The organism is Azospirillum sp. TSO35-2, from assembly GCF_003116095.1.
Taxonomy (GTDB): domain Bacteria; phylum Pseudomonadota; class Alphaproteobacteria; order Azospirillales; family Azospirillaceae; genus Azospirillum.
On record NZ_LGRA01000018.1, the window covers coordinates 811456 to 838025 of the forward strand.

The 26570-nt window shown below is 67.5% G+C and carries 21 protein-coding genes; 9 read left to right on the forward strand and 12 right to left on the reverse strand.

Features of this window, described 5'->3' with window-relative positions; all coding sequences use genetic code 11:
- Nucleotides 1-39 precede the first annotated feature (39 nt).
- The 3 genes from TSO352_RS14640 to TSO352_RS14650 form a co-directional block, all read right to left on the reverse strand.
- Nucleotides 40-1485, reverse strand: a complete 1446-nt coding sequence (locus TSO352_RS14640; RefSeq protein ID WP_109108031.1) for an NADP-dependent isocitrate dehydrogenase — start codon at nt 1483-1485, stop codon at nt 40-42.
- 135 nt (nt 1486-1620) lie between these two features.
- A complete protein-coding gene (locus TSO352_RS14645; RefSeq protein WP_109108335.1) occupies nt 1621-3732 on the reverse strand; it encodes a multicopper oxidase family protein in 2112 nt (703 codons plus the stop codon).
- Nucleotides 3733-3896: 164 nt separating this feature from the next.
- Nucleotides 3897-4613: a hypothetical protein gene (locus TSO352_RS14650; RefSeq protein WP_109108032.1), complete on the reverse strand. Its 717-nt coding sequence runs from the start codon at nt 4611-4613 to the stop codon at nt 3897-3899.
- A gap of 325 nt (nt 4614-4938) precedes the next feature.
- Here TSO352_RS14650 and TSO352_RS14655 point away from each other — a divergent pair, with 325 nt between their 5' ends.
- Nucleotides 4939-5751: a DUF2189 domain-containing protein gene (locus TSO352_RS14655; protein WP_247872107.1), complete on the forward strand. Its 813-nt coding sequence runs from the start codon at nt 4939-4941 to the stop codon at nt 5749-5751.
- Between the two features lie 251 nt (nt 5752-6002).
- The gene (locus TSO352_RS14660) at nt 6003-7769 is read left to right on the forward strand and encodes an AIPR family protein (protein WP_109108337.1); all 1767 of its coding nucleotides are present in this window, start codon (nt 6003-6005) and stop codon (nt 7767-7769) included.
- A gap of 58 nt (nt 7770-7827) precedes the next feature.
- Here TSO352_RS14660 and TSO352_RS14665 read toward each other — a convergent pair whose 3' ends face one another.
- A complete protein-coding gene (locus tag TSO352_RS14665; protein ID WP_109108033.1) occupies nt 7828-9021 on the reverse strand; it encodes a VWA domain-containing protein in 1194 nt (397 codons plus the stop codon).
- A 58-nt stretch (nt 9022-9079) separates the two neighbouring features.
- Between TSO352_RS14665 and TSO352_RS14670 the strand changes: the two genes are divergently transcribed.
- Both TSO352_RS14670 and ccoG read left to right on the forward strand, forming a co-directional pair.
- A complete protein-coding gene (locus tag TSO352_RS14670; protein ID WP_109108034.1) occupies nt 9080-9643 on the forward strand; it encodes an HD domain-containing protein in 564 nt (187 codons plus the stop codon).
- 147 nt (nt 9644-9790) lie between these two features.
- On the forward strand, nt 9791-11311 hold the full coding sequence (gene ccoG / locus TSO352_RS14675) for a cytochrome c oxidase accessory protein CcoG (protein ID WP_109108035.1): 1521 nt from the start codon (nt 9791-9793) through the stop codon (nt 11309-11311).
- Between the two features lie 51 nt (nt 11312-11362).
- On the opposite strand, the gene mutS is transcribed toward ccoG, so the two are convergent.
- The gene (gene mutS, locus TSO352_RS14680; protein ID WP_109108338.1) at nt 11363-14065 is read right to left on the reverse strand and encodes a DNA mismatch repair protein MutS; all 2703 of its coding nucleotides are present in this window, start codon (nt 14063-14065) and stop codon (nt 11363-11365) included.
- 297 nt (nt 14066-14362) lie between these two features.
- Between mutS and TSO352_RS14685 the strand changes: the two genes are divergently transcribed.
- Nucleotides 14363-14869, forward strand: a complete 507-nt coding sequence (locus TSO352_RS14685; RefSeq protein ID WP_109108339.1) for a hypothetical protein — start codon at nt 14363-14365, stop codon at nt 14867-14869.
- A 10-nt stretch (nt 14870-14879) separates the two neighbouring features.
- Here the strand turns inward: TSO352_RS14685 and TSO352_RS14690 are convergent, their stop codons facing one another.
- Nucleotides 14880-15209, reverse strand: a complete 330-nt coding sequence (locus tag TSO352_RS14690; RefSeq protein WP_109108036.1) for a hypothetical protein — start codon at nt 15207-15209, stop codon at nt 14880-14882.
- Nucleotides 15210-15408: 199 nt separating this feature from the next.
- Nucleotides 15409-15786, reverse strand: coding sequence for a hypothetical protein (locus TSO352_RS14695; RefSeq protein WP_247872108.1), 378 nt, complete (start codon nt 15784-15786; stop codon nt 15409-15411).
- 246 nt (nt 15787-16032) lie between these two features.
- Here TSO352_RS14695 and TSO352_RS14700 point away from each other — a divergent pair, with 246 nt between their 5' ends.
- Nucleotides 16033-18879 (forward strand): [protein-PII] uridylyltransferase, encoded by a 2847-nt coding sequence (locus tag TSO352_RS14700; RefSeq protein WP_109108037.1) that lies wholly within the window; start codon nt 16033-16035, stop codon nt 18877-18879.
- Between the two features lie 103 nt (nt 18880-18982).
- Here TSO352_RS14700 and TSO352_RS14705 read toward each other — a convergent pair whose 3' ends face one another.
- The 4 genes from TSO352_RS14705 to radA all read right to left on the reverse strand — a co-directional run bounded on the left by TSO352_RS14705 (nt 18983) and on the right by radA (nt 23470).
- Entirely contained in the window at nt 18983-19690 is a 708-nt protein-coding gene (locus TSO352_RS14705) for an SDR family NAD(P)-dependent oxidoreductase (protein ID WP_109108038.1), read from the reverse strand.
- A 79-nt stretch (nt 19691-19769) separates the two neighbouring features.
- A complete protein-coding gene (gene purF, locus TSO352_RS14710; protein WP_109108039.1) occupies nt 19770-21218 on the reverse strand; it encodes an amidophosphoribosyltransferase in 1449 nt (482 codons plus the stop codon).
- A 93-nt stretch (nt 21219-21311) separates the two neighbouring features.
- Complete coding sequence (locus tag TSO352_RS14715) at nt 21312-21998, reverse strand: CvpA family protein (protein ID WP_109108040.1); 687 nt, start codon at nt 21996-21998, stop codon at nt 21312-21314.
- A 26-nt stretch (nt 21999-22024) separates the two neighbouring features.
- Nucleotides 22025-23470 carry a DNA repair protein RadA gene (gene radA / locus TSO352_RS14720; RefSeq protein WP_109108041.1) on the reverse strand — a complete coding sequence of 482 codons (1446 nt, stop codon included), beginning with the start codon at nt 23468-23470 and terminating at the stop codon, nt 22025-22027.
- Nucleotides 23471-23638: 168 nt separating this feature from the next.
- On the opposite strand from radA, the gene map reads away from it, so the two are divergent.
- The 3 genes from map to TSO352_RS14735 are packed head-to-tail and all read left to right on the forward strand — an operon-like array spanning nt 23639 to nt 25514.
- Nucleotides 23639-24469 (forward strand): type I methionyl aminopeptidase, encoded by an 831-nt coding sequence (gene map / locus TSO352_RS14725; RefSeq protein ID WP_109108042.1) that lies wholly within the window; start codon nt 23639-23641, stop codon nt 24467-24469.
- On the forward strand, nt 24466-25062 hold the full coding sequence (locus tag TSO352_RS14730; protein WP_109108043.1) for an NUDIX hydrolase: 597 nt from the start codon (nt 24466-24468) through the stop codon (nt 25060-25062). The genes map and TSO352_RS14730 overlap by 4 nt, the downstream gene beginning before the upstream one ends.
- Nucleotides 25059-25514, forward strand: coding sequence for a cupin domain-containing protein (locus TSO352_RS14735; RefSeq protein ID WP_109108044.1), 456 nt, complete (start codon nt 25059-25061; stop codon nt 25512-25514). The genes TSO352_RS14730 and TSO352_RS14735 overlap by 4 nt, the downstream gene beginning before the upstream one ends.
- A gap of 221 nt (nt 25515-25735) precedes the next feature.
- Here TSO352_RS14735 and kdsA read toward each other — a convergent pair whose 3' ends face one another.
- Nucleotides 25736-26563 (reverse strand): 3-deoxy-8-phosphooctulonate synthase, encoded by an 828-nt coding sequence (kdsA, locus tag TSO352_RS14740; protein WP_109108045.1) that lies wholly within the window; start codon nt 26561-26563, stop codon nt 25736-25738.
- Nucleotides 26564-26570 lie beyond the last annotated feature (7 nt).

Genomic DNA, 26570 nt, shown 5'->3' on the forward strand with positions numbered 1-26570 from the left:
CGCTCCCGGCCGGTGTTTTATTCCCCGACGCCCCATCCGCTATTGGCCCGGGGTGGAGAAGCCGGCCTTGCCGTCGAAGTTGCTGAGGTTTTCGGTCTGGGTGAAGTCGATCCCGGCCTCGGCCAGCCGGCCCAGCAGCTCGACGATGGCGCTGTGCTGCACCGGGCCGTGCTGGGCCAGGAAGCGGCAGCGCCAGTGGTCGGTGCAGAAGACGTCGGCGTGGCCGTCGGGCCAGACCCGCTGCGAGCGGTTGGAGATGCTGACCAGCGTCAGCGCCTCGGTCGACAGCGGCAGGATCAGCTCTGCCAGATCGTCGGGCAGCCCGCCCGACCATTGCAGGAAGACGTCGACCCCGACCAGCTCCTTCACGGCGCGGACGCGCGGTGCCAGCCGGTTGACGCCGTCATAGGCCGGCCGCGCGGTGGAGTAGCCGACCGGCGGCATGGTCACCGGCGTCTGGCCCAGCCGTTCCACCACCGCCTCGGCGAAGGCGTGGGTGCCGGCGCGGACCCGGCCCAGACCGCGGGCGTAGATGTCGGCGGTGTGGATGCCGTCCTCGATCGTCTTGAGCCAGGCGTTGTGGATGCGCGCGGCGATGTCGCCCTGGCCGATGTGGACCAGCATCATCACCGCCGCCATCAGCAGGCCCGACGGGTTGGCGATGCCCTGCCCGGCGATCATCGGGGCGGAGCCGTGGATCGCCTCGAACATGGCGCAGGTCTCGCCGATGTTGGCGGAACCGGCCAGCCCGACCGACCCGGTGAGCTGGGCGGCGATGTCGGAGACGATGTCGCCGTAGAGGTTGAGGGTGACGATGACGTCGAAGCGTTCCGGCTGGTCGGCCAGCCGGGCGGCGCCGATGTCGACGATCATGTGGTCGGCCTTGATCTCCGGATAATCCGCGGCGATCTCGTAGAAGATCTTCAGGAACAGCCCGTCCGTCATCTTCATGACGTTGTCCTTGACGAAGGCCGTCACCTTTTCCCGGTGGTTGGAGCGGGCGAAGTCGAAGGCATAGCGGACGATCCGCTCCGACCCCGGCCGCGAGATCAGCTTGACCGACTGGATGACGTCGTCGGTCTGCCGGTGCTCGATGCCGGCGTAGAGGTCCTCCTCGTTCTCGCGGATGATGACGACGTCCATCCGCGGGTGCCGGGTCCGCACATAGGGGTGGTAGGACACGCAGGGCCGCACGTTGGCGAACAGCCCCAGCGTGGTGCGGGCGACCACGTTCAGCGACTTGTTGCCATAGCCCTGGGGCATGGTGATCGGCCCCTTGAGGAAGACCCGCGTCCGGCGGATCGAGCCCCAGCCGGCGGCGTCCAGCCCGCCCGGATGGCCGCGCTTGTAGACCGATTCGCCCGCCGGCACCTCTTCCACCTTCAGCCGCGCGCCGGCCGCGTTCATCACATAGAGCACCGCGTCCATGATCTCGGGGCCGATGCCGTCGCCGGGGGCGACCGTGACGGGGGTGATATCGCGCATGCACTCACTCCAAGGGGACGCGCGACCGTAGACGGAAACCGGGGGCTTTTTCAATGGTTGGAGGCAGCGACGGATCGCAGCATCGGGGGTGATGCCCCCCTCTCACCCGAAAGGAGAAGGAGGCACGGCCCGTCGTCAATGATGGGCGCCGGCGGTGCCGCCATGGCCGTCGGGAACGCCGATGCTGACATTCTGCATCATGCCCTGGTCCTCGTGGTCGAGGATGTGGCAGTGCAGGACATACTCACCGATGAAGCGTTCGTAGCGGGTGCGGATGACCACCTTGTAGGTGCCCTTCGGCGGCTCGGTCGAGCTGAGCGCGCTGGTGATGTCGCTCTTCACCCAGATGGTGTCCTTCCACACGCCCTTCATGCCGGCATAGTCCGGATCGCCCGAGCCGGGTTCGCTGACGTCGCGCCCGTCGGGGCCGATGATCGCCATGATCTCGAACGGGTTGACGTGGATGTGGAAGGGATGGCTGACGAAGTAGGACTGCAGTTCCCACTGCTGGGCGGTGCCGAGCACCACCGGCCGGTCGACGACGGCGGGCTGGTAGGCGCTGGCGCCCTTCGGGCCATAGGTGCCGTCAGGGTTCTCCACCACCTGGACGTCGTTGGCGACCTGGAACTGCGCCGCCTTCAGCGTCGAGGTCGCGGTCGGCAGGTTGATGTAGAAGACCAGTTCCTGCTTGGGCTGGCCCTTCACCTCCTGGTCGGTCACCGTCGGGTGGGCGGTGAACTTGCTGAAGCGCGGGCAATAGGGGGTGTCGGCCGCCAGCGCACCGTCGCAGCGGGCGTTCAGGTCGGCGACCACCTGCCGCGCCACCGCGGGGGCGTATTTGCCGGCGTTGGCGGAGAGCTGGCGGAGCGTCGCCTTCACCGGGTCCTTGACCACCCGGTCGCCCTTGACGCGGACGAAGCCCAGCACGCCGGTCGAGGTGGCGGCCTGGTCGGGGCTGCTGTTGGCGGCGGCGCCCTTGTTCACCACGCAGTAGATGCCGGCCTCGGGGAAGTTGACCAGCAGGTCGTCGCGGTAGCCGGGCTGCATCGGCACGCTGGTGCGCACCTGCCCCTGCCCCATGGTCAGCCCGTCCGACGCGGCCAGGATGTAGGGCACCGGCTTTCCGACGCACAGATCCTTGACGAAGCGGTCCTGGTTGGCCGCCGACAGGGCCTTTTCACGGGCGAAGAAGTCGGTGATGTCGAGCTTGCGGAACTCCACCGTGATCGGGGAGCGCACGCCGGCGTGGATCAGCCGCCAGCGCTCGGCCTGCCCGGTGACGGCGTTGGCGAACATCGGGCGGACGCGGCCGTTGATCGTGGTGAAGCGGCCGGACTGTTCCCAGGTTTGCGGCGCGAACTGGTCGTAGGACACGATCTCGCCGACCTCGCCCGCGGCGCAGCTCCAGTCGATGGAGCCGTCGGCCTTGTGCTTCAGCTTGCCGTCCTTGGTGCAGGCGTAGGGGATCTGCTCCATCAGCAGCACCCGGTCGGTCATCGCCCGGCCCTTGCGGCTCGTCAGCAGGGTGTCGAGGTCGCCGTTCGCCGCCTCGGTCGGCGGACGGTCGCCGCGGATGATGAAGGCGCCGGCCATGCCGCTGCCGACCTGCAGCGCGGTCGAGCCGTGGCGGTGCGGGTGGTACCAGTAGGTGCCCGCCGGATGGTCGGCCGGGATGTTGTATTCATACTCGAAGCTGACACCGGGGTTGATCGACACCAGCACATTGTCGCTGTTGCCGGTCGGGCTGACCCAGACGCCGTGGCTGTGCAGGTTGGTGCCGTTGAAGCAGTGCGGCGTGTTGATGTCCGCCGCCGGCTGGTGGGTGCAGTCCGGATCGGCCGGCAGATCGTTGTGCAGCTTGATCCGCACGGTGTCGCCCGGCGTCGCCTCGATCGTCGGCGCGACGTAGGGATGGTTGGGGTCGACGCTGGTGCCGCGGTAGCTGCGCAGCCGCACCGGGTCGGGACGGCCCTGCGGCGGGTTGCGGATGAAGCCGTCGGTGAAGGTCACGAACAGGTCGAGGTTGCGCGCCTGTCCGGTGTGCGGCCGCGCGGTCGCCGTCGGCGGACGCAGCAGCAGCGAGCCGGCGCGCGGCGTCGCCGAGTTGCCGAGCACCGGCGGGTTGCCGACGCTCTCGCCCGCCGCCGCGCTGTCCTTGGCCGGGGCGGTGGCGGTGGCGGCCGAGGCGCCCGGTGCGGCGGCCAGCGCCAGGGGCAGCAGCACACCCAATACGTATGCGTTCTTCATGGAATGCTCCATCATGCACAGGTGGTGGAACGTACCATGCGTCCTAAAAATTGCTTACTGTAACAGTGTTGCACGTTGTGTCAGACGGACGGGGCGGAACGGCGGATGGAACGTTTGAAACCCCCTGAACCGTTTCCCCGGCGGCGTTCCACGGTTCCATCCGGTCAGCCACGGCGCGGGAACGCCCCCTGCCCGCCCCGCCGTTCCAGCACCGAGCCGAGGTTGGGGAAGGGATCATCGGGGTTCAACGACCAGGGATAGACGCCCTTCGGCCCGTCCCCCTCCGGCCGGGCGAGGATGGCGGCGACGGCGTGCGGATCGGGCGGCGTGCGTTCGCGGAAGGCGCCGGGGACGGAGTCGTCGTCGAAGGCGGCAGCCGGGTCGGCGGCGGCGGGAGGAGCCGGCTGCGGATCGGCGGGCAGCGGTTCGGGGGCGGGGGTGGTGGCCGCGGGGGCGGCGGCAGCGTCCTTGGTGTCCAGCTCCTTGAACAGGCCAAGCCGCTCGGCCAGCCAGCGCACCGTCGACGGATCGCCGGCCGACACCAGCCGTTCGATCTGCTCCGTCACCTGGGCGCGGAGCGAGCCGAGCCGCAGTTCCGACTCCCGGTTCAACGCCTGCCGCTCCCACCACACCCGGACGCGGAAGGCTTGCGCGCCGTAATAGGCCCGCCACAGCGTGGTGCGGCTGCAGCCCATGGCGCGGGCGACCTGCTGGAACGAGGCGCCGCGCGCCAGCATGCCGGCGGCCATGACCCACTGCTCCTCGTGGAAGCGCGAACCGGGGACCAGCGAGCCCTCGGGCGGAACCGGCGGTTCGTCGGCCCAGCGCGGAAGGCTGTCGGTGGACAGGAGGTGGGTGGGAGGCAGGCAATCGGCGGGCATCGGGTCCTCCAGGGCGAATTAGGTGTTATTTCCCAACTCTGCCGGCTGTCGCGGGCAACAGTAGGTTGGAAATCCCTGTTGCCGACGCCGGGACCATCGACCGGCACGGCCCCTCGCCGGGAAAATGTTCGTATACCCACCATTCGCGGTGCCCGCCGCCGCCGCCGGGTGTATCCTGTCCCGACCGCGACCCGATCCCCGTCCCGCCCGGCCGGCCGACGCACGCCGCCCCGCCCGACCCGCGGATCGAGCCATCCTGTGCCGCCGCACCGCCGGCCCGTCCACCCCCCGCCGGGCCGCCCAGGGAAGAGGGAGCCGTCCCGCCATGGCAAACCGCTGGACCATGCCCGACCACCACATCCCGCTGAGCGACCGATTGGTGGTCCCCCACGACATCCGCATCCGCCGGATCGACGCCCACACCCTGGGCGAATCGCTGGCGCTGGGCTGGCGCGACTTCCTCGCCGCGCCGACGCAACTGTTGTTCCTGAGCGTGATCTACCCGCTGGTCGGTCTGGTCGCCGCGCGCGCGGCCTATGGCGGCGACCTGCTGCCGCTGTTCTACCCGCTGGTCGCCGGCCTCGCCTTCGTCGGCCCGCTCGCCGCCGTCGGCGTCTATGAACTGAGCCGCCGCCGCGAGGACGGCAAGCCGGTGTCCTGGGTCAACGCGCTGGACGTCTTCCACTCGCGGGCGATCTGGTCGATCGCGGCGCTGGGGCTGCTGATGCTGACGCTGTATGTGCTGTGGCTGGGCGCGGCGCAGATCGTCTACGACCACACGCTGGGCCGCCTGCAGCCGGACAGCGTCGGCGCCTTCGCCCACTTGGCCATCACCACGCCGGAGGGCTGGCAGATGATCGTGCTGGGCAACGCGGTCGGCCTGATCTTCGCCATGACCGCGCTGGCGCTGAGCGTCGTGTCTTTCCCGATGATGCTCGACCGCGAGGTGGACTGGATCATCGCCATGCAGACCTCGATCCGCGCGGTGATGGCGAACCCCGGCCCGATGGCGCTGTGGGGGGTGATGGTGACGGCGCTGTTGGTGCTCGGGTGCCTGCCGGCCTTCGTCGGGCTGGCCGTCGTCATGCCGGTGCTGGGGCACGCGACGTGGCACCTGTATCGGCGGGTGGTGGGGTGATTTTGACACACCTTAACTTCATTGGAAACGAAGCGACTCAACTCCCCAGCGCACTTCAGCATCGAAACGATAGGAATTTGACAGCTAGCCGTTGACGGCAACCTAAACGTATTCGTATATTAGTAGCTCCGCTCACGACGCATCCCCGTGTTTGAGTTTTCAGAAAAACTAATATAAATCTGGTTGCAGAAATGCACAGCTGAAGGATATGATTTCCATCTATCCGCATAACTGCAACCAGAGATTTTATCATGAATAGCGACGCTGATGCAGGCTGGTTTAGCGCATTCAATATTATGAAAGATAACTATGGGCTTACTGATGATGCCATCGGCGTCTTTGCGATCAATCTTCGTTTCAATTTAGACGATATTCAGACAATAGCAGCAGAATCAATCACAGGAGGAGGTGATGACAAAAAGTGTGACGTTCTATATGTCGACAAAGAAAGAAGAATAGCTGTCATAGCGCAATGCTATGTCTCTCAGAAGTTAAGACAATCAGCCCCCTCTAACAAAGCTTCCGATCTTAACACTGCTATTTCTTGGCTTTTGTCTGCCGACATTGATCAATTGCCGGCATCACTCAAAGGAAAAGCTGACGAGCTTCGATCAGCAATTTCATCTGGTGATGTAAAACAACTTTTTATCTGGTATGTGCACAACGCCCCCTCTTCCAAGAATGTTGAAGACGAGCTGCGCGCGGTCGAAAATTCAGCGCGTGTGGCTTTAAACCGCTATGAAACAGGTCGAGATATTAATATATTTGCAGAAGAAATGTGTAATAAAAAAATAGGCCACCTTTATATGCAGGCTGAAAGAACGGTAATTGTAACAGATGAATTTTCCCTCATAGTTCCTGATGTCGTGGAAACAATTGAGACTGACTGGAGCTCAGTTGTTACAAATGTGAATGGAGAATGGCTATACAATCTTTACCATCAATATGGGACGGATCTATTTTCTGCAAATCTTCGCGGATACCTAGGATCTCGTGATAGCGATTCGAATATTAACAACGGGATCAAAAAAACCGCCAACACACAACCAAACAACTTCTACGTATACAACAACGGAATTACAGCGCTCGTATTGGACTTTGAAATCGGTCGCCGCTCCAGAAGTGGCAGAAAGCTCAAGATTACTGGAATTGCGATTGTAAATGGGGCACAGACTACAGGCTCAATTGGGAACCTCGACAATAAGCCTTCAGCCGGATTGAAAATCCCGATCCGCTTTGTAAAAGCCAATAAAGACTCTATTGTAGCGGATGTCGTTAGATATAACAATCTTCAAAACAAGCTGCAGGCTGCGGATTTTCGAAGTGCTGACCAAATCCAAGAACGCCTCAGGACAGAATTCGAAAAGATTCCTGACGCCGAGTACGAAGGAGGAAGGCGCGGAGGCGCAAGCGACGCGATCAAAAGAAGTAAATTCACACTTCCTTCTTATACTGTTGGACAGTCTCTCGCGGCCTTTCACGGCAATCCTGTTACAGCTTACGACAAGAAATCGGAACTATGGACAAACGACAGTAACTACAGGCACATTTTCACCGAACGTACTACCGCTCGGCATATTGTATTCTGCTACTCACTACTTACGTCCATTAATGACAGAAGGCTAGATCTCACAAATATGGATAAAAAAGATGGTAATTCCTTAACAAAAATCCAGAAAACAAGCCTCGATTTCCTCAATAATAAGGGAGCCAATTACTTATTGCTGCATGTTATATCTCAGTGCATGGAGACAATTCTATCAAAGCCAATTCCAAACCGATTTGATCTTCAGTTTCGGCAAAACGTAAGCCCATTTGCAGCTGTATCTCTATGGAAGCCGATTGTTGATATGATGCTTTCTCTATCAAATCAGCTTGAGCCAGCGTTCTCAAGGAATAGAATATCAAATGAAAACGTCAACAAAACGGTTCCAAATTTTGTCGGGGTGGTTGCTTCAATCAAGGACCTTCAGCAAACAACATTCAATGATTTCGCATCAAAAGTCTCTGTTCAATAAATCTCAAATAACCGATTTAGAACAACTCTCCACCGATCGCTGACCAATATGGAGCTTATTATCGCAACAACTCCCGCATAGCCCCGTCCAGCCCCTCCAGCGTCAGGGGGAACATCCGGCCGTTCATCAGGCGCTGGAGCAGGCGGGTGCTTTCCGAGTAGTCCCAGTATTGCGGCGGGGTCGGGTTCAGCCAGACCGACTTGGCGTAGACCGACAGCAGGCGCTGCATCCACACCTCGCCGGCCTCCTCGTTCCAGTGCTCGACGCTGCCGCCGGGGTAGACGATCTCGTAGGGGCTCATGGCGGCGTCGCCGACGAAGACCAGCTTGTAGTCGGCCGGGTAGGTGTGCAGCACGTCCCAGGTCGGGGTGCGCTCGGCGTGGCGCCGCGCGTTGTCGCGCCAGACGCCCTCGTAGACGCAGTTGTGGAAGTAGAAGTGCTCCAGGTGCTTGAATTCGCTGCGCGCGGCGGAGAACAGCTCCTCGACCAGACGGATGTGGTCGTCCATCGAGCCGCCGACGTCGAGGAACAGCAGCACCTTCACCGAATTGTGCCGCTCCGGCACCATCTTCAGATCGAGCCAGCCGGCGTTGGTGGCGGTAGCGCGGATGGTGCCGGGCAGGTCCAGCTCGCTGGCGGCGCCGCTGCGGGCGAACTTGCGCAGGCGCCGCAGCGCCACCTTGATGTTGCGGGTGCCGATCTCCACCCGGTCGTCCAGATTCTTGAAGTCGCGGCGGTCCCACACCTTCACGGCGCGGCGGTGGCGGCTGCCCTGCTGGCCGATGCGCACGCCCTCCGGGTTGTAGCCGTAGGCGCCGAAGGGCGAGGTGCCCGCCGTGCCGATCCATTTCGAACCGCCCTGGTGGCGGCCCTGCTGCTCGGCCAGCCGCTGGGCCAGCGTCTCCATCAGCTTTTGCCAGCCGCCGAGCGCCTGGACCTGCGCCTTTTCCTCGTCGGTCAGGAAGCGCTCGGCCAGCTTGCGCAGCCACTCCTCCGGCAGGTCGGTGACCGCCACTTCGGCGCCGGCCTCGCCGCCCTCGCCGGTCAGGCCCTTGAAGGTCGCGGCGAAGACGCGGTCGAAGCGGTCGAGGTTGCGTTCGTCCTTAACCAGACAGGAACGACTGAGGTAATAGAAGTCCTCGACGCGGAAGGACGCGGTGCCCTGCTTCATGGCCTCCATGAGCGTCAGGTACTCCGTCAGCGAGACGGGGACGCCGGCCTTGCGCAGATCGAAGAAGAAACTCGTGAACATGAGCGGTCCTTCGCGCGGGGTCTCGGGCGGAGAGTAGCGCCGTACCAGAGAGAACACCATGAGCCTGCTGAACGCTCCCCTGCTGGATTTCGCCCGCGCGCTGGATTTCGCCGCGCACAAGCACATCGACCAGCGCCGCAAGGGCGTGCGCGCCGAACCCTACGTCAACCACCTGTCGGAAGTGGCCCTGCTGGTGGCCGAGGCGACCAACGGCCAGGACCCGGTGGTGGTGATCGCCGCGCTGCTGCACGACACGCTGGAGGACACCGACGCCAGCTATGAGGAGATCGAGCGGCTGTTCGGCACCGAGGTGGTGCAGGTCGTCGCCGAGACCACCGACGACAAGCGGATGTCGAAGGCGGAGCGCAAGCAGCACCAGATCGACGCCGCGCCGCACGCCTCGGCGCGGGCCCGGCTGGTGAAGCTGGCCGACAAGGTGTCGAACCTGCGCTCGATGGCCGCCAGCCCGCCGGCCGACTGGCCGCTGACCCGCAAGGTCGAGTATTTCGAATGGGCGCACGCCGTCGTCGCCGGCCTGCGCGGCACCGACGCCCGGCTGGAGCAGCTGTTCGACCGGGCCTATCACGACGGGCTGGCGGAACTGCGCGGGCAGAACGGCTGAGAGGGCTGAAATCCGGGAACCAAAATCCGGGGTAGGACGGGAATCCGCGCGTGAATTGATATCGCGCAATGTGACTCCATCACGGAAGTCTTATGGATAAGGGACGAAGCTGACGTCACCGTCCATCGACGGCCGAGGAATCACGCCATGTCCGTACGCCAAGAAGACACCCTCACCCGCCGTCCCACTCCGGCGCCCGCTCCGCAACCGTCGGCCCCCGCCCATGGCGAGACCCACGAGGATCCGGGCCGCCACTGGTTCATCAACCGGCCGAAGGTCTACGCCGCCGACGTGCACGGCACCTTCCGCCGGATCAAGTGGGCGGCGCTGATCGCCCTGCTGGCGATCTACTACATCACGCCCTGGATTCGCTGGGAACGCGCCCCCGGCATCCCCGACCAGGCGGTGCTGATCGACATGGTCGGTCGCCGCGCCTACTTCTTCTGGATCGAGATCTGGCCGCAGGAGGTCTATTACCTGACCGGCCTGCTGATCCTGGGCGCCTTCGGCATCTTCTTCGCCACCACGCTGGCCGGCCGCATCTGGTGCGGCTACGCCTGCCCGCAGACGGTGTGGACCGACCTGTTCATGTGGGTGGAGCGCAAGATCGAAGGCCCGCGCACCACCCGCATCCGCCTGGACAAGGCGCCGATGACCGCGTCGAAGCTGGGCAAGAAGGCGGCCAAGCACGCGGCGTGGCTCGGCATCTCGCTTTTGACCGGCGGGGCGTGGGTGTTCTACTTCAACGACGCGCCGACGCTGATGAACGAGATGCTGCACGGGCAGTTGACCAGCGGCGTCGCCACCTTCATCGCGCTGTTCAGCTTTACGACCTATTTCTTCGCCGGCTGGGCGCGCGAGCAGATCTGCATCTATGTCTGCCCGTGGCGCAGCTTCCAGTCGGCGATGGTCGACGAGGACACCTTCCTCGTCACCTACGAGGACTGGCGCGGCGAGGGCCGCGGCCCGATGCGCAAGTCGCAGAGCTGGGACGAGCGGCAGGCGGCGGGCTTGGGCGACTGCATCGACTGCAAGCAGTGCGTCCAGGTCTGCCCGACCGGCACCGACATCCGCGAAGGCCAGCAGATCTCGTGCATCGGCTGCGGCCTGTGCGTCGACGCCTGCAACGACGTCATGCGGCAGATCGGCCGGCCGATCGACCTCGTCCGCTTCGACACCCAGTCGAACCAAATCGCCAAGATCGACGGCAAGCCGGAGCGGGTGAAGCTGGTGCGGCCGCGCACGGTGATCTACTCGCTGATCATGCTGGTCGTCGGCTGCGCCATGGGCATCGCCCTGCTGATGCGCCCGACGCTGGACGTCAGCGTGCTGCGCGATCGGGCGCCGCTGTTCGTCGCGCTGTCGGACGGCACGGTGCAGAACGCCTACACCATCAAGGTGCTGAACAAGACGCACATCGCCCGCAACTACGTCGTGTCGATCGACGGGCTGCCCGGCGCCCAGCTCTCGGTGGTCGGCGACGACAGCGTCGGCAGCGGTGCCAGCCTGACGCTGAACGCCCAGCCCGACTCGGTGGCGACCTACCGCGTCTTCGTCAAGGTGCCGGCGGCGGCGGCGAAGTCCGGGTCGACCGACGTGTCGGTGATCGCCAAGGACACCGGCAGCGGCGAGGTCGGCCGCCACCCCAGCGTCTTCATGGCGCCGTGAGGGGTGGACGGTAAGAATCCCCCTCTCCCCCCCGGGGAGAGGGGGATTGTTCTATCCCCGCATCAGGCCGCGCAGGCGGTAGAGTTCTTCCAGCGCTTGCCGGGGGGTCAGGCTGTCGGGGTCGATGCTGGACAGCGCCGCTTCCACCGGTGATGGGCCGGCGGGAGGGGCTTCGGGTGCGGCCTCCGGCTTGGCCGGGGCGCGTTTCAGGGCGGCGCTGAACAGCGGCAGGTCTTCGGCGAGGCGGTGGATGGTGGCGTTCTGGTCGCCGCTCTCCAGCAGCTTCAGCACCGATTCCGCCCGGCCGACCACCGCCGGCGGCAGGCCGGCCAGCTTGGCGACGTGGATGCCATAGCTGCGGTCGGCCGCCCCCGCCGTCACCTCGTGCAGGAAGACCACATCGCCCTGCCACTCCTTGATCCGCATGGTGTGGCAGGACAGCGCCGGCAGCTTGGCCGCCAGCATGGTCAGCTCGTGATAATGGGTGGCGAACAGGGCGCGGCAGCGGTTGACGTCGTGCAGATGCTCGACGCAGGCCCAGGCGATCGACAGGCCGTCGAAGGTGGCGGTGCCGCGGCCGATCTCGTCGAGGATGACCAGGGCGCGGGCGCCGGACTGGTTCAGGATCGCCGCCGTCTCCACCATCTCCACCATGAAGGTCGAGCGGCCGCGGGCGAGGTCGTCGGCGGCGCCGACCCGGCTGTAGAGCCGGTCGACCACGCCGATGTGCGCCCGCTCGGCCGGGACGAAGCTGCCCATCTGCGCCAGCACGGTGATCAGCGCGTTCTGGCGCAGGAAGGTCGATTTGCCGGCCATGTTGGGGCCGGTCAGCAGCCACAACCGGTTGTCCGGCGCCAGATCGCAGTCGTTGGCGACGAAGGGGCCGGAATGGCCGGCGTCGAGCACCGCCTCCACCACCGGGTGGCGGCCGCCCTGGATGGAAAAGGTCAGGCTGTCGTCGACGACCGGCCGGTTGTAGCGCCGCTCGTCCGCCAATTCGGCCAGCGAGGTGGCGACGTCGAGCGCGGCCAGCGCGTGCGCCGCCTGGGCGATGGCGTCGGCACGGCCGGCCACCGCCTCGACCAGCCCGGCGAACAGCTCCAGCTCCACCGCCAGCGCCCGGTCGGCCGCCTCGGAGATGCGGCGCTCCAGGTCGGACAGCTCCACCGTACCGAAGCGCACCGCGTTCGCCATGGTCTGGCGGTGCATGAAGACCTCGCGACCCTTGTCCGACATCAGCTTGTCGGCGTGGGTGGCGGTGACCTCGATGTGGTAGCCCAGCACGTTGTTGTGCTTGATCTTCAGCGCCGGCACCCCGGCCAGCTCGGCGTATTTGCTCTGCAGGCCGGCGATCAGCCGCCGGCTCTCGTCGCGCAGCGTCACCAGCTCGTCCAGGGCGTAGCTGTAGTCGCGGGCGATGAAGCCGCCGTCGCGGGCGAGCAGCGGCAGTTCCGGCGCCAGCGCCTGGGTCAACTGGTCCACCAGTTCGGTGTGCACGCCCAGCCGCTTGTCGAGCGCGCCCAACCCGTCGGGCAGCGGGTGGACGGTGCCGAGCAGCTGGCGGATCAGCCCGGCCTGCATCAGCCCGTCGCGGATGGCGGCCAAGTCGCGCGGACCGCCGCGGCCGAGCGTCAGGCGCGACAGCGCCCGTTCCAGATCCGGGCAGCGGCGCAGCGCCTCGCGCAGTTCGCCGCGCAACCGGTCCTCGGTCAGCGCGAACTCCACCATGTCGTGCCGGCGGGCAATCGCGGCGGGGTCGGTCAGCGGCGCCGCCAGATGGGCGCAGAGCAGCCGGGCGCCCGCTCCGGTCACCGTGCGGTCGATGGTGGCGAGCAGGCTGCCGCGCCGCTCCCCGGTCAGGGTGCGGGTCAGTTCCAAATTGCGGCCGGTCGAGGCGTCGATCTCCATCACCGCCCCCGGCCCGAGCCGGCGCGGCGGAGACAGGCGGGGCACCCGGCCCTTCTGCGTCAGCTCGACATAGCCGACCAGCGCGCCGGCCGCCGCCACCTCGGCCCGGGTGAAGGTGCCGAAGGCGTCGAGCGTGCCGACGCCATACTGCGACAGCAGCCGCTGCCGGCCGTTCTCGCTGTCGAACCGCGGGGTCGGCTGCACCGTCAGGCGCGACTTCCACTCGCCCCACAGCTCGAACAGCTCCGGTGTCTGCGACAGCTTTTCGGAGACCAGCACCTCCTGCGGGTCGAGCCGGCCGAGCGCGGCGCCCAGCCCGGCGCGCTCCACCGGCTGCACCACCAGCTCGCCGGTCGACATCTCCAGCCAGGCGAGGCCGAGGCCGCCCGCCGCCTCCGCCACCGCCGCCAGCCAGTTGGAGGAGCGGGCGTCGAGCAGGCTGTCCTCAGTCAGGGTGCCGGGGGTGACGATGCGGATGACGCCGCGCTTCACCACCGACTTGCCGCCGCGCTTCTTGGCCTCCGCCGGATCCTCCATCTGCTCGCAGATGGCGACGCGGAAGCCCTGGCGGATCAGGCGCTGCAGGTAATTCTCGTGGCTGTGCACCGGCACGCCGCACATCGGGATGTCCTCGCCCATGTGCTGGCCGCGCTTGGTCAGCGCGATGTCGAGCGCCGCCGCGGCATTCACCGCGTCGTCGAAGAACATCTCGTAGAAATCGCCCATCCGGTAGAACAGCAGGCAGTCCGGATGCGCCCGCTTGATCTCCAGATACTGCGCCATCATCGGCGTGGCGTCGGCGGGGATCACGATGTCGGACGCGGTGGGGACGGTGGTGGAGGCCATGTCGGGCACGGGAACCATGAGGTGGTGGCGGACGTTGCGATGGGGCGCACCCTATCACGGGATATGCAGCGGCGGGATAGGCGGGATGGCCGGGTCATCGCCGGCGACCGGTCGGCCATCGACAGGCCCGCCATGGGACAATCGGACGCGTGCCCCGGATTCCGGCCATGCGGCGGTTGAGGTTGACGGCCGCTCTCCACCGGTCGTTACAATGGTGGGATGGCTGCGGCGGGCTTCGCCGGCCGCGGCCTGCAAATCGGACGTGAAGCTCCGACCATCATTTGGGAGACGGCCACCATGACGCAGACGACCGAATACAGCGCGCCCGCCGAGGTGCGGGAGGTCGTTGCCCTCTTCTCCACCCGCGCCGGCTTCGACCGGGCGGTCGGGGCCCTGCTGGAGGCCGGCTTCGACCGCGCCGACCTGTCGGTCCTGGCCAGCCACACCTCGCTGGAAGCGGCGGACCCGACGGCCAAGCCGCGGGACGAGGCGCTGACCGGGTTGGTGGGCGAGCTGAAATACGCCTTCCCCCTGACCACCGCCGGACTGATCGCCATCGTCGGCGGCCCGATCGAGGCGGCCATCGCGGCGCTGGTCGCCGCCAGCGTCGGCGGCGTGGCGATCAAGGACTATCTGGACGAGCTGACCAGCCACCCCAAGCCCGACGAGTTCACCCGCGCCCTGGAGGCCGGCGGCGTCATCCTGTGGGTGCTGGTCGATTCGCCGGAGGAGGAGCGGCGCGCCGCCGCGATCCTGGAACGCGAAGGCGGCGGCAACGTCCACGTCACGACGCGCGAGGCGTAGGGCCAAGCGCTCAGGCGGTCAGGTCGACCGTCGCGCCGCGGCGGGCGTCCTGGCCGGTCAGCTTGCGCTTCAACTCCTCGGCGATCTCCTTGTTGATCGCGTCACGCTTTTCGGATGGCATGCTGTTCAGCTCGTCTTCCGTCAGCTTGTGACGGGCGAGCCAATCGTCGCGCAACCGCTGCGCCGGCGTCTTCTTCGCCTCGGCGAGGTAGGCGTCGGTCGCGCTGGTCGTGCCGGTCGCGCTGGCCGATTCCCCGGTGGCGGTGTCGTTCCGGCGGCTTAGCGTCTGGGCCGTCGATGTCTGGCCGTAGAGGCTGGCGGGATAGCCGGTGATCTGCATCGCGGTTTCTTTCGACCGATGGGTCCGACGCCCGACCGCGGACCGGCCGACGCGACGAACCGCGATGCAAGCCTCGTGCAGAGATGAAACCGCCGATCGATCAACGGCTTGACCCAAAACGCCGTGGGTTCCACCCTGCCGGCTGGAAAAAGCTGCCGGGTCGATCCTGCCGCTGGAAGCCCGGCCCCAAGCCCGGCCCTCAGGCCGCGCGCGCCTGGGCCCCGCGGCCGCCATCGACCAGACGCAGGCCGTAATCGCGGTACTGGGCCTGGACGATCGAGGCCCAGCCCATGCGGATCAGCGTCAGCTTGACGCTTTCGGCGACGTCGGCGCCGGCGACGAGGTCGGTCACCTGCCACATCAGCGTGTCGTCGACCGCCTTCGGGTGCATCGCCGCGACACGCAACAGGCGGGCCATCAGCGTCGCCGCCGACTGGTGGCCAAGACCGCGCTCCGCCAGGGCCAGCGCGTCGTTCAGCGCCGCAAGCTCGCGCCGCGCCCGGACACCCTGCCCCGCCCCGGATTTGCGCCCGGTGGATCGTCCGCCTACCCGTCCCGCTGTGGTCCGGCCCGACATGTCCCGTCTCCCGTTCCAAAATGCCCGTCTTCCGGGTGGCACCACTCTGGCGCTTGCAACGGCGGGTGCGCTGTGACGGCCGTCACTCGCGGCGGCAACTTTGTTGTGGGTGCGCGCGCGGTTTGTGTCCCGGCGGGTGGCTGGACTGGTTTTCCAGTGCGGGCGTGCTACCTGAAGGCTTTAACGCTATAGTGCGAATGGTGCGGCCCGTCCGGACCGCCCGAACGCCGAGGTTCTTCCCGACCGATGCTGTCCGCCCGTACCAAAGCGCCGGTGCCGCCCGACGCCCCGTCGCCCGCGATCCCCAACAAGCGCGCCATCATCTCCCGCCGCAAATTGTCGGGGGAGCTTGAGGATCTGGTCGCCGAACTCGGCGTCGGCGACAAGCTGCGCGCCGCCCTGCTGGCCTGCCTGCGCAAGGCGCTGGCCGAGGGCCGGGCGGAGGTGCGGCAGCGCTTCGAGGCCGGCGGGTCGGGCGAGCAGTGCGTGCGCGAGAACTGCTATCTGGCCGACCGGCTGGTCGGCACGCTGGCCGACTTCACGGTGCGCCACATCTTCCCGACCGCCAACCCGACCTCCGGCGAGGTGTTCGACGTGGCGGCGACCGGCGGCTACGGCCGCGGCGAGCTGGCGCCCTTCTCCGACATCGATCTGCTGTTCCTGCTGCCCTACAAGCGGACGCCGCGGGTGGAGCAGGTCGTGGAGTATATGCTCTACATCCTGTGGGATCTGGGGCTGAAGGTCGGCCACGCGGTGCGCAGCGTCGACGAGTGCATCCGCCAGTCGAAGGCCGACGTCACCATCCGCACCGCCATCCTGGAGTCGCGCTATCTCTGGGGCCCCGGCAAGCTGTTCAACGAGCTGCGCAAGCGCTACGACAAGGAGGTCGTCGCCGGCACCGGCCCCGAGTTCGTCGAGGCCAAGCTGGCCGAGCGCGACAACCGCCACCTGAAGATGGGCGACAGCCGCTATGTGCTGGAACCCAACCTGAAGGACGGCAAGGGTGGCCTGCGCGACCTGCAGACGCTGTTCTGGATCGCCAAGTACCTGTACCGCGTCGAGGGCGTCGACGAGCTGGTCGGCAAGCATGTGCTGATGCCGGAGGAGGCGCAGCGCTTCGCCAAGGCGCAGAACTTCCTGTGGACGGCGCGCTGCCACCTACATTACCAGACCGGCCGGCTGGAAGACCGCCTGACCTTCGACGTGCAGACCTCGATCGGCGCGGCGATGGGCTACACCGACCACGCCGGCACCAAGGGTGTCGAGCGCTTCATGAAGCATTACTTCCTGGTCGCCAAGGACGTCGGCGACCTGACGCGCATCTTCTGCGCGGCGCTGGAGGCGGAATCGAAGCGGCCGCCCAAGTTCAACCTGCTGCGGCTGGCCTCGGTCGCCCGGCGCAAGGACGTTGACGGTTTCGTCGTCGACGGCGAGCGGCTGAACGCCCGCAGCGACAAGCAGTTCAAGGAACAGCCGATCGACATGATCCGGCTGTTCCACACCGCCCAGATCCACGACATCGACGTCCACCCGGCGGCGTTGCGCGCCATCACCCGGTCGCTGTCGGCGATCGGGCCGAAGCTGCGCGCCGACCCGGAGGCCAACCGGCTGTTCCTGGACATCCTGACCGGCCCCAAGGACCCGGAAATCACCCTGCGCCGGATGAACGAGGCCGGGGTGATGGCCCGCTTCATCCCCGACTTCGGCCGGGTGGTGGCGCAGATGCAGTACGACATGTACCATGTCTACACGGTGGACGAGCACACGCTGTTCGCGCTGGGCATCCTGCACAAGATCGCGTCGCGCGAGCATGTCGACGAGCTGCCGCTGTCGACCGAGGTGATCCACAAGGTGGTGTCGAAGCGGGCGCTGTACGTCGCCGTGCTGCTGCACGACATCGCCAAGGGCCGCGGCGGCGACCATTCGGTGCTGGGCGCCCGGGTGGCGGAAAAGCTGTGCCCGCGGCTGGGGCTGACCGCGGAAGAGACGGAGACGGTGGCGTGGCTGGTGCGCTGGCACCTCGCCATGTCGCACACCGCCTTCAAGCGCGACCTGGAGGACGACAAGACCGTCCGCGACTTCGTGGCGCTGGTCCAGTCGCCGGAGCGGTTGCGGCTGCTGCTGGTGCTGACCGTCGCCGACATCCGCGCCGTCGGGCCGCAGCGCTGGAACAACTGGAAGGCCACGCTGCTGCGCGAGCTGTACAACCGGTCCGAAGAGGTGATGTCGGGCGGCATGATGGTCGAAGGCCGCGGCCGGCGCATCCAGGCCGCCCAGGCGGCGCTGCGGGCCGAGCTGTCCGATTTCGACGACGCGGCGTTCGAGCATCACAAGGGGTTGGGCTACCCGGCCTATTGGCTGGCCTTCGACACCGACACGCTGGCCCATCAGGCCCGCATCGTCCGCGACGCCGAGCGCAACCAGCGCCCGCTGACCATCGACACCCGCGTCGACCGCGGCCGGGCGGTGACCGAGGTAACGATCTACGCCACCGACCACAGCGGCCTGTTCTCGCGGCTGGCCGGGGCGCTGGCGGCGACCGGGGCCGACATCGTCGACGCCCGCATCTTCACCATGACCAACGGCATGGCGCTCGACGTCTTCTCGGTGCAGGACGCCGCCGGCGGCGGGGCGTTCGAGAGCAGCGACAAGCTGGCCAAGCTGTCGGTGATGATCGAGAAGGTGCTGTCGGGCCAGTTGAAGCCGCTGAACGACCTGTCGGCCCGGCGCAACACCCAGGCCAGCCGCACCCGCGTCTTCCACGTGCCGCCGCGCGTGCTGATCGACAACAACGCCTCCACCACCCACACGGTGATCGAGGTGAACGGGCGCGACCGGCCGGGGCTGCTGTACGACCTGACCCGGGCGCTGTCGAACCTGACGCTGCAGATCAGCTCGGCCAAGGTGTCGACCTTCGGCGAGAAGGCGATCGACGTCTTCTATGTGAAGGACGTCTTCGGCCTGAAGGTCACCCATGAGGGCAAGCTGGCGAAGATCAAGGAACGCCTGCTCCACGCCCTGGACGACCCCAGCGGCGACGCCCCGCCGCCGACCACGGTGAAGCGGACGCGGACCAAGGTGGCAGGGGCGTAGGGGGGCCGGCACCAAAGGCCGGAATCGGAAAGGGAGGATGCGGCGGCGATCCGCATCCTCCCCCTATCCGTCTCGACCGGATTGGCCGGTCATGCACCCGACATCACTGCGCCTGGACGATCTCGCCGTGCCGGGTGCAGGACGCCTCGGCCAGCTCGACGAAGCGGTCGGTGACCTGGTCGGGCTGGGCGACGCTGGCGGGGTTCTCGCCGGGGAAGGCCTGGGTGCGCAGCTTGGTCGCCACCACGCCGGGGTCGATCATGTTGACGCGGACGGTGGAGCCGGCGACCTCCAGCGCGTAGGTCTTGACGATCATCTCCAGCGCCGCCTTGCTGGCGCCGTAGGGCATCCAGTAATGGTGCGGCGCCTTGGCGGCGGCGGAGGTCACGTAGATCGCCCGGCCGGTGCCCGACGCCCGCAGCAGCGGGTCCATCGAGCGGATCAGCCGGTAGTTGGCGGTGACGTTGAGGTCCATCACCCGCGACCACAGCTTCGGGTCGTACTGGGCGACCGGGCCCAGCGCCTCCAGCGCGCCGGCGTTGCCGACGACGACGTCGACCTTGCCGAACCGCTCGTAGAGGGCGCCGCCGAGCTGGTCGATCTTGTCGTAATCGCGCAGGTCCATCGGCACCAGGGTGGCCGACTGGCCGGACAGCTTCTGGATGGCGTCGTCCGTCTCCTCCAGCCCGCCGACGGTGCGGGCGACCAGGATCAGGTGGGCGCCTTCGGCGGCGAACCGCTTGGCGACGGCGGCGCCGATGCCGCGCGAGGCGCCGGTGACGAGAGCGATGCGGCCGGACAGACGGGACATGGGCGGAAACTCGGGATCGAGGTGGAGAGCGGCGGCGTGATGCGAACATCCCCCTCCCGGGATGGGAGAGGGATTTGCGTTACGCGCGGACGGCGACGTTCGCGTCGACCGGCGCGGCGTCGTGCAGGTCGGTCAGCGGGATCGGGTAATCGCCGGTGAAGCAGGCGTCGCAATAGCTGATCGTCGCCGGATCGCGCTTCTTCTCGCCCATCGCCCGGTACAGGCCATCCAGCGAGATGAAGGCGAGGCTGTCGGCCTGGATGAACTCGCGCATCTGCTCCACCGTCATGCGGTGGGCCAGCAGCTTGCCCTGCTCCGGCGTGTCGATGCCGTAGAAGCAGGGGTGCGAGGTCGGCGGGCTGGAGATGCGCATGTGCACCTCGGCGGCGCCGGCGGCGCGGACCATCTCGACGATCTTCTTTGAGGTGGTGCCGCGCACGATGCTGTCATCGACCAGCACGACGCGCTTGCCCTCGATCATCGCCCGGTTGGCGTTGTGCTTCAGCTTCACGCCGAGATGGCGGATCTGGTCGGTCGGCTCGATGAAGGTGCGGCCGACATAATGGTTGCGGATGATGCCGAGGTCGAACGGCACCCCGGCCTCCTGGGCGTAGCCCAGCGCCGCCGGCACGCCGCTGTCCGGCACCGGGACGATGACGTCGGCCGGCACGCCGGCCTCGCGCGCCAGCTCGCGGCCGATGCGCTGGCGGGCCTGGTAGACGGAGGTGCCCTCCATCACGCTGTCCGGCCGGGCGAAGTAGATGTATTCGAAGATGCACAGGCGGCGGCCGTGCGGCTGGAACGGCCGCAGGCTGTGCACGCCGTCGCCGTCGATGACGATCATCTCGCCCGGCTCGACGTCGCGGACATAGTCGGCGCCGACGATGTCGAAGGCGCAGGTCTCGCTGGCCAGCAGGTAGGTGTCGCCGAGCTTGCCCAGCACCAGCGGCCGCACGCCGAGCGCGTCGCGCACGCCGATGACCTCCTTGGAGGTCAGCGCCACCAGCGAGAAGGCGCCCTCGACCTGCCGCACCGCCTCGATCAGGCGGTCGACCGGCGAGCCGCCGCGGGCGGTCGCCATCAGGTGGACGATGACCTCGGTGTCGGTGGAGGACTGGAACAGGCAGCCGCGGCGGACCAGCTGGCGGCGCAGCGACTGCGCGTTGGTCAGGTTGCCGTTGTGCGCCAGCGCGAAGCCGCCGAACTCGAAATCGGCGTAGAGCGGCTGGACGTTGCGGATCGAGGTGTCGCCGGTGGTGGCGTAGCGGACATGGCCGATCGCCGACGGGCCCTTCAGCTTGGCGATGATCGCCTCGGAGCTGAAATGGTCGCCGACCAGACCCAGCGTGTGCTGGAGGTGGAACCGGCCGCCGTCGAAGCTGACGATGCCCGCCGCTTCCTGCCCGCGGTGCTGCAGGGCGTGCAGGCCCAGCGCGGTGATGGCGCCCGCCTGCGGGTTGCCGTAGATGCCGAACACGCCGCACTCCTCGCGCAGCTTGTCGTCGTCGAACGGATGCGTCGTCAGCATCTGCAGAGGTCCTTCGTCCAAGAGACGCCGTCAGCGGGCGTCAGCACACACAACGGGAAACGCACAACCGAAACGATGATCGCGCGGATCACCTCATCGGGCATTCTGCATAAGCCGTTCGAGGTCCGCGCGGTCGCGGTCCTTATAACCGGTATCCGACGGGGGTGCACCCCCGGTCTTCGCGGGGCTGGGCACCGGCGTCGACAAACGGTCGAGCGCCTGCTTGGCCTCCATCGCCTGCCGGGCGCGGTCGCGCGCCATATCCATCTGGCCGAGCCCTTCCTTGCGCAGATTCTCCGGCACGAAGCCGTAGAGCGTCTCCGCCCCGGCGGCCAGGAAGGGGCGGGTCTTCGCCTGCTGCAGCCAGACCGGCTGTTCGGCCTGGTTCGGAACCAGCCACAGGAAGAACAGGTAGGCGACCGACACCAGCACCGCCCCCTTGACCAGCCCGAAGACGAAGCCGAGCGAGCGGTCGAGCGCCGACAGCCCCGACGCCTGCACCCCGCGCGACAGGCTGCGCCCGAGCAGCGTCAGCGCGATCAGCGCCACGACGAACAGCCCGACCGAGGCGGCGGCGTAGGCCAGCATCTCGAACTTGATGTAGGTCTGGACGTAGGGAAGCACATGGGGCAGCGCGTAGAGCGTCACCACCGCGGCGCCGGCCCAGGCGGCGACCGACAGCACCTCGGCCACCATGCCGCGGGTGAAGGCGAGCAAAGCCGCCAGCAGCAGGACAGCGATGACGGCGATGTCGACCGGATTGACGGGAAGATTGTCCATGGCCCTGCGCTGGTTGCTGTCGACCGTTAAATGTATTCGTCGTCGCGCGGCTTGCGGGACGACCGCCCGCCGCCGCCATACCCGGAACCCGAACCGGAGCCCGACCCCGACTGGAACAGCGGCATCAGCTCGCCGAGCTGGTGAAGCTCCACCGTCTTCAGGCCGTTGTCGTGGCGGCTGCCGCGCGCGCCCGTCCGTCTAGCCGGAAAGATCGCCGAGGAGAAGCCCAGTTTGGCGGCTTCCTTCAGCCGCGTGTCGCTCTGGCCGACCGCGCGCACCTCGCCCGACAGGCCGATCTCGCCGAACACCACGGCGTCGGCCGGCACCGGCTCGCCGGTCAGCGACGAGACGAGCGCGGCGGCGACCGCCAGATCGGCCGCCGGCTCGGTGATGCGCAGGCCGCCGGCGACGTTCAGATAGACGTCGTTGGCGCCGATCTGCACGCCGCAGCGCGCCTCCAGCACCGCCAGCACCATGGCGAGCCGCGCCGAATCCCAGCCGACCACCGCGCGCCGCGGCGTGCCGAGCGGCGACGGCGCCACCAGCGCCTGCACCTCGACCAGCACCGGGCGGGTGCCCTCCATCCCGGCGAAGACGGCGGCGCCCGACACGTCGCCGCGCCGTTCCGCCAGGAACAGAGCCGACGGGTTGGCGACCTCGCCCAGCCCGGCATCGCCCATCTCGAACACGCCGATCTCGTCGGTCGGGCCGAAGCGGTTCTTCACCGCGCGCAGGATGCGGAACTGGTGCCCGCGCTCCCCCTCGAAATACAGCACGGTGTCGACCATGTGCTCCAGCACGCGGGGACCGGCGATCATGCCTTCCTTGGTGACATGGCCGACCAGCAGCAGCACGACGCCGCGCCGCTTGGCGATGCGGATCAGCTCCTGCGCGCTGGCGCGGACCTGGGCGACGGTGCCGGGGGCGCTGTCCAGATTGTCCATGTACATGGTCTGGATCGAATCGATGACGATGACCTCCGGCCCCTTGGCGTCGTCCAGCGAGGCGACGATGTCGCGCACGCTGGTCGCCGAGGCGAGGTCGACCGGCGCCGAGGCGCAGCCCAGCCGCTGGGCGCGCAGCCGCACCTGGTCCACCGCCTCCTCGCCCGAGACGTAGGCGCAGCGGTGGTCCTGCGCCAGCCGCGCCATCGCCTGCAGCAGCAGGGTCGACTTGCCGATGCCGGGGTCGCCGCCGATCAGGATCGCCGAGCCGGGCACCAGCCCGCCGCCGCACACGCGGTCGAATTCGGCGATGCCGGTCATCCGCCGCGGCGGCGCCTCGCTGGTGCCTTGGAGGCCGAAGAACTCGATCCGCCGGCCGCGGGCGGCGCCCAGCCCCTTGGGCGCGCTGTCCGGCGCCGCCTCTTCGACGAGGCTGTTCCATTCGCCGCAGGCGTCGCACCGGCCCGCCCATTTGGGGAAGGCGGCGCCACAGGCTTGGCAGACATAACGGGTGGTGGGCTTCGCCAAAGGTCTGGTAGTCCGATGGGGATAGGGCCGGCCACATATAGCAAGCCGGTCCGACGAATCCTATGGCCGTAGGGGTGGCATGCGGGGGCTTTTTTCAGACCCGCGGCGTGGTAGCTTGTTGCGCGGTCGGCGACGAACCCCTCTCCCGCCCCGGGAGAGGGGGTATCTATGGATGTTGAGGATTTTGTGACGGACAAGGAAGGCAAGCGAATCGTCCTGCACGGCCCGGAAGGCTTCGCGGCGCTGCGGAAGGCCTGCCGGCTGGCGGCCGAGACGCTGGACTACATCACCCCCTTCGTGGTGCCGGGCGTCAGCACCGGACGGCTGGACTCGCTGATCGAGCAGTTCCAGCGCGACCGCGGCGGCATCCCGGCGACCCTGGGCTACCACGGCTATCCGGCCTCGAGCTGCATCTCGCCCAACCACGTCGTCAACCACGGCATCCCCAGCGACGACAAGAAGCTGGTCGAGGGCGACATCGTCAACATCGACGTCACCGTGATCCTGGACGGCTGGTACGGCGACAGCAGCCGCATGTATTTCGTCGGCGAGAAGATCGGGGTGAAGGCGCGCAAGCTGGTCGACCTGACCTACCGCTGCATGATGGCCGGCATCGCCCAGGCCAAGCCGGGCAACCACCTGGGCGACATCGGCCACGCCATCCAGACGATGGCGGAGGCGGCGCGCTGCTCGGTCGTGCGCGATTTCGGCGGGCACGGCATCGGGCAGGTCTTCCACGACGCGCCGCACGTCGACCATTTCGGCAAGCCCGGCACCGGGGTGGAACTGCGCCCCGGCATGGTCTTCACGGTGGAGCCGATGATCAACGCCGGCCGGCACGAGGTGAAGATCCTGGCCGACGGCTGGACCACCGTCACCCGCGACCGCTCGCTGTCGGCCCAGTTCGAGCACCAGATCGGCATCACCGAGGACGGCTGCGAGATCTTCACCCTGTCGCCCGCCGGCTTCACCCAGCCGCCCTACGGAGACGCCGCATGAGCGACGACGCGCTGAAGCCCTGGGCGGTGCTGGACAGCCGCGAGCTGCTGGACGCCAGCCCCTTCCTGAAGGTGAAGGCGGAGACGGTGCGGCTGCCCGACGGCCGGACGGTGGACAGCTTCTATCAGGTGGAGCAGCCCGACTACGCCCTGATGTTCGTCGAAACCGAGGACGGGCGCGTGGTGATGCTGCGCAGCTACAAGCACGGCGCCCGCCGCGTCAGCCTGACCTTCCCGGCCGGCGCGCTGTCGCCGGGCGAGGACCCGCTGAGCGCCGCCAAGCGCGAGCTGCTGGAGGAAACCGGCTACGCCGCCGACGACTGGACGGCGCTGGGCGAGTTCGTGGTGCAGGCGAACCACCGCGGCTGCGCCTGCCACATGTTCCACGCCCGGGGAGCCCGCCAAGTGGCCGAACCCGACGACGGCGACCTGGAGGAGATGCGGATCGAGCTGCACAGCGTCCGCGACCTGATCGACGCCGCCGCCCGTGGCGAATACGCCTTCCTGCCGGTGATCGCGATGCTCGGCGCCATGCTGGTGCCCGAGCTGCGCGAAGGGCTGGGCATGGCGGCGCGGGCGCGGCCGGCGTCATGACCCGCCACGACCCAGACCTGACCGCCGAGCGGCTGATCGAGCTGCTCGGCCTGAAACCGCATCCGGAAGGCGGCTGCTACGTCGAGACCTACCGGGCGCCGGCCGACGCGGCGGGCGGCCGGGGTGCGGTGACGGCGATCTACTTCCTGCTGCGCGAAGGCGAGCGGTCGCACTGGCACACGGTGGACGCCGTCGAGATCTGGCTGTGGCACGGCGGCGCGCCGCTGGAGCTGTCGGTCTATGACGAGCGCGGCGGCGCATGCGTGGAGCGGCACCGGCTGGGCCTCGACCTCGTCGGCGGCGAGCGTCCGCAGGCGGTGGTGCCGGTCGGGGCGTGGCAGGCGGCGCGCAGCCTGGGCGGCTGGTCGCTGGTCAGCTGCACGGTGGCGCCGGCCTTCGACTTCGCCGGCTTCCGCATGGCGCCGCCGGGGTGGGAGCCGCCGGTGGGCTGAGCGTTTCCCCCTTGGGTCATCGCATTTGGGGATAAACGCCCTCTCCCGCCCCGGGAGAGGGAGGGGACCCACGAAGTGGGGAGGGTGAGGGGTGACGCAAGATGCGAGCGCTCCGATCCTTGGATCACCCCTCACCCTTCCCATGCTCCGCATGGGCCCCTTCCCTCTCCCGGGGCGGGAGAGGGAACCAGATGGGATGCTCCTCCCCCCCCCCGAACCGATCAGCTCTTCGCCAGACGGTCGAAGGCCTGGAGCTTGGCGAGCAGCGCCGGCATCTGCGACAGCGGGACCATGTTGGGGCCGTCGCTGGGGGCGCAGTCCGGGTTCTCGTGGGCTTCCATGAACACGGCGGCGACGCCGACCGCGATGGCGGCGCGGGCCAGCACCGGTACGAACTCGCGCTGGCCGCCCGAGGTGGTGCCCTGCCCGCCCGGCTGCTGGACCGAGTGGGTGGCGTCGAACACCACCGGGAAGCCGGTCTCCGCCATGATCGGCAGCGACCGCATGTCCGACACCAGCGTGTTGTAGCCGAAGCTGGCGCCGCGCTCGCACAGCAGCACCCGCTCGTTGCCGGAGGCGACCAGCTTGGCGGCGACGTTCTTCATGTCCCACGGCGCCAGGAACTGGCCCTTCTTGACGTTCACCGCCCGGCCGGTCTCGGCGGCGGCGATCAGCAGGTCGGTCTGGCGGCAGAGGAAGGCGGGGATCTGCAGCACGTCCACCGCCTCGGCGACCGGGGCGCACTGCGTCGATTCATGGACGTCGGTGATGACCGGGCAGCCGAACCGCTCGCGGATTTCGGCGAAGATCGGCAGCGCCTTGTCCATGCCCAGGCCGCGCGCCGTGGTGATCGAGGTGCGGTTCGCCTTGTCGAAGCTCGACTTGTAGATCAGCCCGATGCCGAGCGCCGCCGTCATCTCCACCAGCGCCGACGCGGTGTCCAGCGCATGGTCGCGGCTTTCCATCTGGCAGGGGCCGGCGATCAGGACGAAGGGGCGGTCGTTGGCGATCGACAGGTTGCCGACCTGGACGGTGCGCGGCGTGGTCATGGGAGTG

What these genes read in the sequence shown, in the direction of transcription:
- TSO352_RS14640 (WP_109108031.1), bottom strand. Translation starts at nt 1,485, where the DNA reads ATGCGCGATATCACCCCCGTCACGGTCGCCCCCGGCGACGGCATCGGC.
- TSO352_RS14645 (WP_109108335.1), bottom strand. Translation starts at nt 3,732, where the DNA reads ATGAAGAACGCATACGTATTGGGTGTGCTGCTGCCCCTGGCGCTGGCC.
- TSO352_RS14650 (WP_109108032.1), bottom strand. Translation starts at nt 4,613, where the DNA reads ATGCCCGCCGATTGCCTGCCTCCCACCCACCTCCTGTCCACCGACAGC.
- TSO352_RS14655 (WP_247872107.1), top strand. Translation starts at nt 4,939, where the DNA reads ATGGCAAACCGCTGGACCATGCCCGACCACCACATCCCGCTGAGCGAC.
- TSO352_RS14660 (WP_109108337.1), top strand. Translation starts at nt 6,003, where the DNA reads ATGAATAGCGACGCTGATGCAGGCTGGTTTAGCGCATTCAATATTATG.
- TSO352_RS14665 (WP_109108033.1), bottom strand. Translation starts at nt 9,021, where the DNA reads ATGTTCACGAGTTTCTTCTTCGATCTGCGCAAGGCCGGCGTCCCCGTC.
- TSO352_RS14670 (WP_109108034.1), top strand. Translation starts at nt 9,080, where the DNA reads ATGAGCCTGCTGAACGCTCCCCTGCTGGATTTCGCCCGCGCGCTGGAT.
- ccoG (WP_109108035.1), top strand. Translation starts at nt 9,791, where the DNA reads ATGTCCGTACGCCAAGAAGACACCCTCACCCGCCGTCCCACTCCGGCG.
- mutS (WP_109108338.1), bottom strand. Translation starts at nt 14,065, where the DNA reads ATGGCCTCCACCACCGTCCCCACCGCGTCCGACATCGTGATCCCCGCC.
- TSO352_RS14685 (WP_109108339.1), top strand. Translation starts at nt 14,363, where the DNA reads ATGACGCAGACGACCGAATACAGCGCGCCCGCCGAGGTGCGGGAGGTC.
- TSO352_RS14690 (WP_109108036.1), bottom strand. Translation starts at nt 15,209, where the DNA reads ATGCAGATCACCGGCTATCCCGCCAGCCTCTACGGCCAGACATCGACG.
- TSO352_RS14695 (WP_247872108.1), bottom strand. Translation starts at nt 15,786, where the DNA reads ATGTCGGGCCGGACCACAGCGGGACGGGTAGGCGGACGATCCACCGGG.
- TSO352_RS14700 (WP_109108037.1), top strand. Translation starts at nt 16,033, where the DNA reads ATGCTGTCCGCCCGTACCAAAGCGCCGGTGCCGCCCGACGCCCCGTCG.
- TSO352_RS14705 (WP_109108038.1), bottom strand. Translation starts at nt 19,690, where the DNA reads ATGTCCCGTCTGTCCGGCCGCATCGCTCTCGTCACCGGCGCCTCGCGC.
- purF (WP_109108039.1), bottom strand. Translation starts at nt 21,218, where the DNA reads ATGCTGACGACGCATCCGTTCGACGACGACAAGCTGCGCGAGGAGTGC.
- TSO352_RS14715 (WP_109108040.1), bottom strand. Translation starts at nt 21,998, where the DNA reads ATGGACAATCTTCCCGTCAATCCGGTCGACATCGCCGTCATCGCTGTC.
- map (WP_109108042.1), top strand. Translation starts at nt 23,639, where the DNA reads ATGGATGTTGAGGATTTTGTGACGGACAAGGAAGGCAAGCGAATCGTC.
- TSO352_RS14730 (WP_109108043.1), top strand. Translation starts at nt 24,466, where the DNA reads ATGAGCGACGACGCGCTGAAGCCCTGGGCGGTGCTGGACAGCCGCGAG.
- TSO352_RS14735 (WP_109108044.1), top strand. Translation starts at nt 25,059, where the DNA reads ATGACCCGCCACGACCCAGACCTGACCGCCGAGCGGCTGATCGAGCTG.
- kdsA (WP_109108045.1), bottom strand. Translation starts at nt 26,563, where the DNA reads ATGACCACGCCGCGCACCGTCCAGGTCGGCAACCTGTCGATCGCCAAC.